At 44.2% G+C, this 9,913-nt stretch carries 13 protein-coding genes and 1 pseudogene; 6 read left to right on the top strand and 8 right to left on the bottom strand.

Annotated elements, in window-relative coordinates; genetic code table 11:
- Positions 1–108 precede the first annotated feature (108 nt).
- Positions 109–435 (top strand): annotated as a pseudogene (locus ACFQ2O_RS16810) (ATP-binding protein); the annotation flags it as partial.
- A complete protein-coding gene (locus ACFQ2O_RS16815) occupies positions 404–814 on the top strand; it encodes a response regulator (protein WP_377530387.1) in 411 nt (136 codons plus the stop codon). The pseudogene ACFQ2O_RS16810 and the gene ACFQ2O_RS16815, both read left to right, overlap by 32 nt.
- A gap of 68 nt (positions 815–882) precedes the next feature.
- On the opposite strand, the gene ACFQ2O_RS16820 is transcribed toward ACFQ2O_RS16815, so the two are convergent.
- Together ACFQ2O_RS16820 and ACFQ2O_RS16825 are read right to left on the bottom strand one after the other, a co-directional pair.
- Positions 883–1,245, bottom strand: coding sequence for a hypothetical protein (locus ACFQ2O_RS16820; protein ID WP_377530391.1), 363 nt, complete (start codon positions 1,243–1,245; stop codon positions 883–885).
- A 97-nt stretch (positions 1,246–1,342) separates the two neighbouring features.
- The gene (locus ACFQ2O_RS16825) at positions 1,343–2,098 is read right to left on the bottom strand and encodes a DUF547 domain-containing protein (RefSeq protein WP_377530393.1); all 756 of its coding nucleotides are present in this window, start codon (positions 2,096–2,098) and stop codon (positions 1,343–1,345) included.
- Between the two features lie 142 nt (positions 2,099–2,240).
- On the opposite strand from ACFQ2O_RS16825, the gene ACFQ2O_RS16830 reads away from it, so the two are divergent.
- The gene (locus tag ACFQ2O_RS16830; protein ID WP_377530396.1) at positions 2,241–2,471 is read left to right on the top strand and encodes a hypothetical protein; all 231 of its coding nucleotides are present in this window, start codon (positions 2,241–2,243) and stop codon (positions 2,469–2,471) included.
- Between the two features lie 7 nt (positions 2,472–2,478).
- On the opposite strand, the gene ACFQ2O_RS16835 is transcribed toward ACFQ2O_RS16830, so the two are convergent.
- Both ACFQ2O_RS16835 and ACFQ2O_RS16840 read right to left on the bottom strand, forming a co-directional pair.
- Positions 2,479–3,474 (bottom strand): alpha/beta fold hydrolase, encoded by a 996-nt coding sequence (locus ACFQ2O_RS16835; protein ID WP_377530399.1) that lies wholly within the window; start codon positions 3,472–3,474, stop codon positions 2,479–2,481.
- A gap of 126 nt (positions 3,475–3,600) precedes the next feature.
- Positions 3,601–4,323: a porin family protein gene (locus tag ACFQ2O_RS16840; protein ID WP_377530402.1), complete on the bottom strand. Its 723-nt coding sequence runs from the start codon at positions 4,321–4,323 to the stop codon at positions 3,601–3,603.
- Positions 4,324–4,600: 277 nt separating this feature from the next.
- Between ACFQ2O_RS16840 and ACFQ2O_RS16845 the strand changes: the two genes are divergently transcribed.
- Both ACFQ2O_RS16845 and ACFQ2O_RS16850 read left to right on the top strand, forming a co-directional pair.
- Entirely contained in the window at positions 4,601–5,650 is a 1,050-nt protein-coding gene (locus ACFQ2O_RS16845) for a nucleoid-associated protein (protein WP_377530404.1), read from the top strand.
- A 92-nt stretch (positions 5,651–5,742) separates the two neighbouring features.
- Complete coding sequence (locus tag ACFQ2O_RS16850; RefSeq protein ID WP_377530406.1) at positions 5,743–6,180, top strand: hypothetical protein; 438 nt, start codon at positions 5,743–5,745, stop codon at positions 6,178–6,180.
- Positions 6,181–6,266: 86 nt separating this feature from the next.
- On the opposite strand, the gene ACFQ2O_RS16855 is transcribed toward ACFQ2O_RS16850, so the two are convergent.
- Positions 6,267–7,220, bottom strand: a complete 954-nt coding sequence (locus ACFQ2O_RS16855) for a sterol desaturase family protein (RefSeq protein ID WP_377530408.1) — start codon at positions 7,218–7,220, stop codon at positions 6,267–6,269.
- Positions 7,221–7,400: 180 nt separating this feature from the next.
- Here ACFQ2O_RS16855 and ACFQ2O_RS16860 point away from each other — a divergent pair, with 180 nt between their 5' ends.
- Positions 7,401–7,592, top strand: coding sequence for a hypothetical protein (locus tag ACFQ2O_RS16860; protein ID WP_377530412.1), 192 nt, complete (start codon positions 7,401–7,403; stop codon positions 7,590–7,592).
- Between the two features lie 115 nt (positions 7,593–7,707).
- Here the strand turns inward: ACFQ2O_RS16860 and ACFQ2O_RS16865 are convergent, their stop codons facing one another.
- The 3 genes from ACFQ2O_RS16865 to ACFQ2O_RS16875 all read right to left on the bottom strand — a co-directional run bounded on the left by ACFQ2O_RS16865 (position 7,708) and on the right by ACFQ2O_RS16875 (position 9,738).
- Positions 7,708–8,271 (bottom strand): HD domain-containing protein, encoded by a 564-nt coding sequence (locus ACFQ2O_RS16865; RefSeq protein ID WP_377530415.1) that lies wholly within the window; start codon positions 8,269–8,271, stop codon positions 7,708–7,710.
- A gap of 62 nt (positions 8,272–8,333) precedes the next feature.
- Positions 8,334–9,179, bottom strand: a complete 846-nt coding sequence (locus ACFQ2O_RS16870) for a potassium channel family protein (protein WP_377530419.1) — start codon at positions 9,177–9,179, stop codon at positions 8,334–8,336.
- Between the two features lie 79 nt (positions 9,180–9,258).
- Entirely contained in the window at positions 9,259–9,738 is a 480-nt protein-coding gene (locus tag ACFQ2O_RS16875; protein ID WP_377530422.1) for a hypothetical protein, read from the bottom strand.
- Positions 9,739–9,913 lie beyond the last annotated feature (175 nt).

The raw sequence follows: 9,913 nt of genomic DNA on the forward strand, positions 1-9,913 counted from the left end.
CATTCACGCGGTAACTCCTCAGGGGTTTATCTTGAAACTAGTCCTCTTTGTTTTTGCCTACACCATCAATAAATGTATATAATCGCAACTTGAGTTAATTTAGTATCCAATGCCATTAAGTTCAGGAAACCTGATCAAAAACTGAACATATGCATTAAAACTTTTAGTGTAAACAATTATCTTTGCCTCAGCATTCAGGATAATGGCTTAGGTATAGACCTTGAAAAGCAAAACGGTAAAGTGTTTGGCTTATACAAGCGCTTCCACCACAAGATAGAAGGCAAAGGAATAGGATTACATCTTGTAAAGACACAAGCGGAATTACTAGGGGGGAAAGTTGAAGTAGAGAGCCAGCTATCTAAAGGAACGACCTTCCATGTATACCTTAAATTGCAGAAGCAACATGAGCATTTTGAAGAAAGTAGTTTTGATTGACGATGACCAGGTGAATAACTTTGTCTGTGAGAGCATTATCAAAAACGAAAATTTTGCAGATGAGGTAGTTAGCTTTGAGTGGGCAGAGGATGCTCTCAATCACCTGCGTAAAATGGCTGACGGCTCACCAGACAATTTCCCGGATTTGATATTTCTGGACATAAATATGCCGGGCATGGATGGATGGCAGTTTATAGATGAATACAAAAGCTTTCCAGAGAGCCTTACAAATAAATGCTGCCTGTTTATGCTCTCTTCTGCCGTAGACAGAAAAGACATTATCACAGCTAAGAACCTGCTGGAGGTTAAAGAGTTCTTTTCTAAGCCTTTATCATCTGAGATCCTTAATATCATCAAAGAAGAGTATATCAAAGAATAGCAAATAACTTGATCTTGTAACAACAAAAAGGGCCACTAGTGCTAGTGGCCCTTTTTGTTGTTACAAGACTATCGACGGCTGTGATCAGCATTGTTTGGCTTTTCTTCATCCTCCCCTAGCGGCTGATCTCCAGTTCGGATACCTGCCACGCTATCGTCCATTCCAGTATCACTGCCTTCGAACTCAAAGCCCGGCCCCTGCGCATAAGACTCTTTACTGTCAGGGTCATTTGCTCCGTAGCCGGTAGTTTCGTTGCCGCCTATGTGTTTGTTTTCTAAAGTATCCATCTGTCCGGGGCGTTCAGTCATGCCATCCGGGCCTATGTTACGCTTCGCAGACGGATCTGGCTTGTTGCCCATCGAAACGCGCTTATCGTATTCATTATTAATTTTATCGTCTCTTTCAGGAGCTCTATCTTCAGCGTTGCTCATAGTCTTAAATTTAGATGTTCGTCTTAGTTTATACGCTTAGCGGGAATACTAGTTGGCGAACGCACCAATAGCTTAACATAATAATCAAACTAATGAGTTACTTCTTTGCTGTATCGTTCAGCTGCCAGTTATAAGTATAAAACCCCATCTCATACGTAGCTGGCACAGGCTGGCTGCGAAACCGGTTAATATAGCTCAATAAGCTGTTTGAATCTTGAAGGAAATCTGCTTTATACCAGTTAAAGATTTCTGACACCAGCACCTTCTGCGTTTTAGGCTGAATCTGAATAAACTGGTTGCTGCGCAAGGTACGCTCTGCCTGCGCCTGTAGCTGACGCTCTATTTTTTCTGGCGTATAAGCCTCGTTCAACAGGGGCGGGCAAGACTTAGCGGCACAAACAACTGCAAAATGAACTCTGGCATCTTTGTATGGCTCCAGCAGCTTTTGCTTTTCCAATTGATTGAGCGTTAGACGCTGCCCGGCTACATTATACTGTTTTACATCAAAAAACCCTTTCACATCCATCACAGATTTTAGAGGATAATGCTCCAGCACCTGTTGCAGTACCAATACATTATAAGCATTGATATAAAAAGCCTTTTTTTCAGCTGCCGATGCTTTGCTTAAATCATACTCTCCCACTTGTTGCACCAGTTTTTGCAAGCTTGTCTTGTCTTGCTGCAGGCTTTTATAGTTAACCTGCCCCTGCTGTACATGCCGCTGCAGCAACTGAGACAGTGAAGTATAAAAGCTCTGCTGCGGTGAAACTACAGCAGCAGCTAAATTGTGCTGCGGAAACACCACTGTGCCAGCTAGAAGTATGAGCAATAAGTATAGAATGTTCTTCTTCATATAATAAATAAAAAAGCTGTGTACGTGCAGGCAATGTATATCAAGAACCGCACCGTTGTTTTATCTTTGCCACAAATTAGCGCTGAATGGCACCACTCTTGCACCTAAAGCGTTAGCGTGAAAAGAACAGATGAACCAGCACATGAAATTATCAAAGATATACGACCCCAGAGAGATGAACTCTTACCAGTTTGTGGCTGCCACAGGCTTGGTAATGACCATTGTAGCAAATCTTATTCTATTGTTTTTAGGCAAAACTGTAGATAATTTCAATGCCTTATATCTCTGCTGGACCGTGTTCTTTGTGTTAGGCACTGTAGCCAACTATAACAGCAAGCCCGGCGACGGCCACGATCACCACCATCATCATTAAGAAATAATTACCTTAAGAAGCTTAGCAGAGCCTCATGAAACTTCTGCGTTGCTTCCAGGTGCGGTATATGCCCCACCCCCTTTAGTTCCACAAGTTTTGCGTTTGGTATAGCCTTCACTGTTTGCTGCCCGAGTTGTGGATACTGCCCATGCTCCTGTAGCTTTTGCTTATCCTTTATATAGCCTTTGCCTACAATTGTCCGGTCTTCCTGACCAATAACCAAGAGCGTGGGCACTTTCAGATTATCAAACTCATACACCACCGGTTGCTGGTAAATCATAGCATATGTTAAGGCCGAGGCCTGTGCAACTTTTGGATAATCAGCATGGCCAAGCTGTGCAGCAGGCACCTGCACCCATTCGCTGTAAGTGGGCTTCCAGGAGGTGTAGTATGATTGATGATAATCAGCAATAGACTTCGCTGTACGTTTCAGCTCTGTTTGATATAGCTCGTCCAGCGTTTTATAAGGTACAAACAGTCGATAATCCTCAAGCCCTATTGGGTTCTCAAGTATAAGCTTTGTAGTGAGTTCAGGGTACATCAACGCAAAACGCGTGGCTACCATGCCCCCCATAGAGTGCCCGACCACCGCTACCTGCTTTACGCCAATCTGATCTAATAATTCTTTCGTATTCTGCGCCAGCTGATGAAAGCTATAGTATACCTCTGGCTTATCTGACTTGCCAAAACCTATTTGATCTGGCACAATCACGCGGTAACCATTTTCAGAAAGAAACTTTATTGTTTGATTAAAATAAGCGCCTATAAAATTCTTTCCGTGCAGCAGCATAACAGCTTTAGGGTTTTGTACCTGCTTTGATGGAGGCACATCCATATAAGCCATTTTATACTTCTTCCCTTCTACTTCAGCCTGAAAATACTTTACCTCATAGGGGTAGCTATAACCATCCAGGGTAGCATTAAGAGAAGCTGGAATTTGCTGTGCAACAACCTGCCCTACAAGAAGCAGGAAAGCAAAAAACAATAAGTTTACCTTTTTCATGAGCATTTTATATGTTCTGACATACATACTATTTCAGAAGCTTATTGTTCTGAATCTGAAGTAGTATAAAACAAAAACCCGCCGCTACTGCGACGGGCTTTATGATTAACACTAAACAGTAAACTCTTAAAAAGTATAACCGATAGAAGCTTTTATCACTCGGTTATAGGTGTCAAAACTGCTGTTCTTATCAATAGAGCTAACACCATAATCGTAACCGGCACTGATGTTAAAACCGCTGGTAAATTTATAGCCCAGGCCGCCAGTTACAGCTACATCTACTTCTCTAAAGCCACTCTTCATATCCCACTCCTGGTTTAGCGCCTTAAATCCCAGTGCGCCTGCCTCTGCTTTTACCTTGTTAGATAACAGATACGATACCTGCGGGCCAGCAAATATATGGAAGCCTTCGCCTACATACACTTTAGCCAGGATAGGCAGATCCAGGTATTCAGCTTTATTGGTGAGGCTTACTCTTGCATTCAAAAACTCAACCTGCTCCATAGGGAGTTTACCAGTTAGCACCGCCCCTTTTTGTGAGTAAAGCAGACCCGGCTCGATTTCAAAGCCCGGAGCTACCGGTATACTTACATAACCTCCCACATGAAAGCCTTTTCGCATCTCCTGGTTTACTGTACCGTTCGTCATATCTACCAGGTCTTGCACACTTTGCATTGTTTCGCCGTCCCAGTCCGAAAAGTTAACACCGGCTCTGATACCAAATCCTATTCCACCAGTTGGTGTGCTATAACTATTTATTTGATTGCCAGAACGTACACTGCGCTGTTGAGCCTGTGCGCTGGCTGCTAAGCCTATTACTACAGCTATAAGTAAAAATATCTTCTTCATGATCTTTCTCTTTTAAAATTCCCTTATAATCTATAAGCTGCGCTGCTTGTATTGCCTCATTGGAAAAACCGTGCCAGAAAAGGAACTATTCGTGAAGCACCTCTTCATGCTTCAGATTAATTCCTTGTGTATCAATAAGATTAGCAACTCTACATTTTTTTAATATGCATCTATAGGAAAGTAGCTAGCGAAAGAATTACACGGGCATTAGTGCTATACAGCAGCAATCAACAGCTAAATCCGTAGCTTTGTACTTTGCAACGTAGCCGTAACAAGAATGAAAGACAGATCACAGGCACGCCTGAAAAGGCTAGCCGTGCACCGCGTAGGAAATAAGTCGAAAGACGAGGGAGTAATTGCCTCAAAGGAATTGGTAGACCTGCACGACGAGCAGCTGTATGACTTGCTGGTAAACTATTTTCTTTCACCGTTTAAGCAAGAGGAGTTTTTTCGTTTTACGCACACCTCTGACCTGGCCCTGAACGAGATGTTTGCCTATGCTGCGCTGATCTTTAATGAGCCACAGAAGTTTCAGGAATACTCCATCCACATCCTTAACCATTTGTATCAGCAATCTGACCACCCAAAAGTAAAGAGCGGAGAGCTTTATGTGGTGCATTTTGATGGCTGTGTTATGCAGGACGAAGTGGTAGAGGCAATCGGGATTTTTAAATCTGAAAATAAGGATACCTTCCTGACCATTCAGGACGAAGACGATGACCTGAATGTAAACTACCATTCCGGCGTAAACCTAAAAGGCGTGGATAAAGGCTGCATGATCTACAACACCGAAGCGGAAGACGGATTTAGGGTAAAACTGGTGGATGTGAACGGGTATGACGCTGCTTTTTGGCGAGAAGACTTTTTGAACGTAACTGAGCTTAAGGACACGAACTATAACACCAAAACCGTTATGAACCTGTGCAAAGACTTTTCGGAAGAAGTGTTTGCCCGCACTGATAGCAAAAAAGCTCAGGTAGAGTTCATCAGCCGCTCGGTTGACTACTTTTCTAAAAGCGAAACCTTTGACCTGGAGGAGTTTACCAGCAGCGTAATAGATGAGCCGGAGACAAAAGAAAGGTTTATGCACTATAGCCAGACCTTTGCCGAAGAGCGTGATATAGAAGGCTTCACCGATTTTGCCATCAACAAAAACACGGTACGCAACATGAAGCGTAAATTCCGCAATTTTATAAAGCTGGATACACAGATAGAGATTAAGTTTAGCGGATACAACCCGGAGCAAAGTGAGCAGTTTGTAGAGCGGGGATTTGACAAAGAGCGCAACATGCACTTTTATAAAGTATACTTTAACAACGAAAGCTAAAGAAAAATAGCCGATAGCACCTTGTTTTGTTACCTAGCACAAAACAGGAACAATAATTGCCAGCTATTGCTGGAAATAAGAAATACTACCATATGAAAAATGTAGCCTTCGCCATACTACTGGCTTCTGCTTGTACTACAGCTTTTGCACAGGCGCCTGCCACACAGCAGCAAACAAAAGCTGCACAACAGGCAGCGCCAACGCTTGAGCAACACGCCGAGGCAATGACTGCCGGTTTTACTAAAAACCTGCGCCTTACGCCACAGCAGACGCAAAAAGTTTACGTGATCAACCTTACTAGCTTGCGCCACGCAGAAGAAGCAAAAGAGAAGTTTAAAAACAATCCGAAGAAACTGGTTAACCAGATGGAAGTAATAGGCCAGACTCGTTTGTCTCAGTTAAAAGATGTACTGTCTCCACAACAGTTTCAGCAGTATCAGCAACGGCGCGAAGAGAAAATGGGCGTACCACGTGAAGTACAAAGCAACCCAACCACCAGGCAAGGGGCCCTACAGCAGGAAAGCTACTAAACAAAAACGCATGGCCTATCCGCCATGCGTTTTTGTTTATACTTCTAAATTACTCTCTCACATCCTGAATAAAGCGGAAGCAGCAACTATACTGCTTTAGCCGTATTTACAGTTACCAACACCTGTTCATCCTTCTCTACCAGTTGCGCGTTTTCCTCCTGCTGCAAGCTTAGCCGTTGGTGTTCTGTAACTATGGCCCCAGGAGGCTTAAATAATATCTGGAAAACTTCTTTCGCAGACTTGGTATGTTTCAAATCATTCCAGATATCCACCCACTCATGAAAAACCAGGTAAACCGGATTGAACGATTTAACAGGCTTGGTGATACCGTATTTTACCTGCTCGCGCTCCGGCTCGAAAGTGCCGTATAGCCTGTCCCAGATAATAAATGTGGAGCCGTAATTTTTATCGATATACCCCGGATTCGAGCCGTGGTGCACACGGTGATGCGATGGGGTAACGAATATATACTCAATAGACCGGGGCAGGCGACGCACCAGTTCGGTATGTACAAAAAACTGGTACAGCACAATTATCTGGTTACAGATGAAAAGTGTGAAGGGATCAATCCCAAGAAAGGGCACAGGTAAAAAGAAAATAAACTTGATGTGCTGCGTCCAGCCCGTCCGGAAAGCTACAGAAAAATTCATGTTCTCGGAGGAGTGATGCGTGACATGCGTAGCCCACCAAAACCGCTGCTCATGGGCTACCCTATGCGCCCAATAGCGGCAAAAATCCATTGCAATAAAGCAAATTACAAAGGTATACCAGCCTCTTGGTATTGCCCAGGGCACTGCATTGTAAATCAGCAGGGCTATACTAAAAATCCATATTTTCAGGGCAGCGCTCAGCAGCGTGTTTACAGCGCCTATGGTAAGGGCAGAGAAAAACTCCTTTTTATGATAGGTGTCGCGCTTTTTATAGATACCATAAAGCCACTCCCCCACTACTGACACTACAATTACAGGAATAAAGTAGTGCATAATGGTAAGATCATCCAGCTTTTTCAGATCTTCGATGGCAAAGATTTCTTTTTCCATAGCGTATTTACTTGTAGCATATCCTATCCCATTTCAACGACTGACAGCATAAAGAGTTAAGCATAGGCTAGTGCAGCTTAGCTATGGCAGCATACAGCAAGACTTGAATTGCTGACGCACAGCCCAAAAAGCTTACTGCATTTTCCGAAGGTTTTATACCTTTGCACAAATTTTAAACCTATGCGCATCAGAAAAAAAGTAAAAATTAACCTGCCTTCGCAAGGTTCTCGCTTTGCAGCCCTGGATATTTTTGTGAAAGCCGCCGAGAAGGATAATTGGACCGAACAGGAAGTACAGTTTGTAATAGATGAAGTGGTAGAAGCTCAGGATGATAAAGAAGCATTTGAGATACTAAAAGATTATATAGCCTAAGAGCTTGTTTAAAATCCACTTTCGCTTGCAAAAACAAAATGTAAACAAGCTCTAAAAAGAGGGCAGCTGTATACTACAGCTGCCCTCTTTTTATCGAAGTTATACTTCAAGCTATTTACGACTGCGTAACCTGCGGCTGAAGCTGAAGTTCATCCTGGTGCTGCTGTAGTACTTGTATGATAAAGCCGATGTGTTCTTTCATGTCTACTTCAAATAGTTCAGCTCCAATGCGTACTTCCTCACGATCTACGGAGGCGGCAAAGCTTTTCTGCCCCAGTTTCTTGACAACAGATTTTACTTCGAGCCCTTCTAATCTGGCTGGCCTTACCTGCGCGCAGGCCACAATAAACCCTGTTAGCTCATCACACGCCAAAAGGGCCTTATCCAACAAGGTATCATAGGACACGCCCCATTTAGTATAATGCGCTGAAATGGCGTGTGCCATTTCTTCTTCTCCCCGCTCGCGCAACAGGTTTACAATTACGTTAGGGTGCTGGTCTGGGTGAGCTTCGTAGTCTGCATCGTGCAGCAAGCCCGTTGCGCCCCACTGCTCTACATGTTGCCCAAGCTTTTCGGCATAGGCACGCATTACTAATTCTACGGTGCGGGCATGGCGCAGTAAACTGTCTCCCTTTGTCATACTTTGCAGTATATCCTGAGCTTCTTTTTGCGTTATCATGAGCTATATTGTTAGTCGGAACTTCTAAAATAAGCATTATAGCGCAGTAGCCAAAGCTATACTTATGCTTCAGGAGGTTTGGGAGGTGGAGAAGGCGGTATAGCATTGTGTTGCTGCAGTACAGCCTGCAGCTCATGTCGCAGCAGTTGTATTTCCTGTTGTAGTGCCTTTACCTGCGCTGATCCTACCATTTCTGATTCTTCGCTACCGGCATCTCTATCAATAAAAAACGTGGCCAGCGTGGCGGTAAAATAGCCAAACACCGCAAAGCCATACATGGCCAGCAACAGGCACAGCACGCGCCCCTCCGGGGTAACCGGAAAGTAGTCGCTGCCGATGGAAGTCAGTAGCATCAATGTCCACCAGACGGCATCACCGTAGCTTTTGATTCCATAATCACCTTCTAAAGCATACATACCAGCTGCTCCGGCTACTGTTACCACCAGTGTCAGCGTCAGCACATAACCAAAAGCGCGTCGCTTCATGGCTTTGCCCAAGCTACGCATGCCCCTGTTAATAGAGCCTACAACCTTCACCAAACGCAGCCCTCTGGTAGCCCTCACCGTGCTGACAAGCCGAAAAGCACGCGTTATCCTGAAAAGGCGCAGTGCGGGCACCGCCAGCGAGATAGTGGTAAGTATATTGTGCCGCAGAAAAAGCAGCTTGTGTGGGGCAAGTATAAACTTAACAACAAAATCAAGTATAAAGATAACCCAGATGATGTTGCTGATAAGCTGCAAAACAGAGCCAAGCCCCCAGATCAGCTCCACCACCAGCAACACAAGCCAGATAAAGCCCAGCACTACCATGGCCGGCTCCAGCGCATCCTGAAGGCGCTCTAACAGTTCGTACCGCTCTTTATCTAGCTGTTGCTTTTCCTCGTGCTTTTGCAGTTCTTGTTCCCTCATTAGTGTCTTAAGGCATGAGCAATCATGCTGTCATTTCTGCATTAGTTACGGCAGCAGACATACTTCGTTCAGCCCCAGATTAGTTGAGTTTAGCAATCTCAACACCGCGCCAAAAGCCCATTACGTCGTCTTTTTTACCGACAAGAATGTCTACTCTTTTCTTAATGCGCCTGTTCATCACATCGCGCACCACATATACGCCATCCAGTTTGTCTGATATACCAGATACTAAGAGCGAATCGCCGTACTCTATATCGCCCCCCCACCTGCTATGCAAGTCGCGCGACACAGCTATCCAGCGGTGCTTACCTGGGTTTCGTTTGTTTATGCGTGAACCGTCTGCCGTTATAAGGGGTGAGCCGTCTGTTTGTCCGGGCTCCGGGTGATAGATGGAGGCAGATACTTTAAGGGTAGGTATAGCTTTTGGTTCAGCTTTAGCTGTTACTGTTGCTTCTTTGCGTGTGGCCTCTTCTAGTTTTAATGGCCGTTCGGTTATCTTCTTTTCTTCGATTTTCGGAGCGGGGGATTCTGCCTCTAACCAGGTAAATTCTTCAGCCATAGCTACTACAACAGAAACCAGAGCCGCGAGTAATTTAATCCTTAACATTGCAATCCATTTCGTGAAACATCGATTTAGGAAATAATAACCCGCTTAAACGACAGAAAAATTGAATGGTTATAAGTTGTTGCTTAATTCACGATAGAGGCCATAAAACCTCTATCTCAGCTACACT

This window comes from Pontibacter rugosus, assembly GCF_042678745.1.
Classification (GTDB): domain Bacteria; phylum Bacteroidota; class Bacteroidia; order Cytophagales; family Hymenobacteraceae; genus Pontibacter; species Pontibacter rugosus.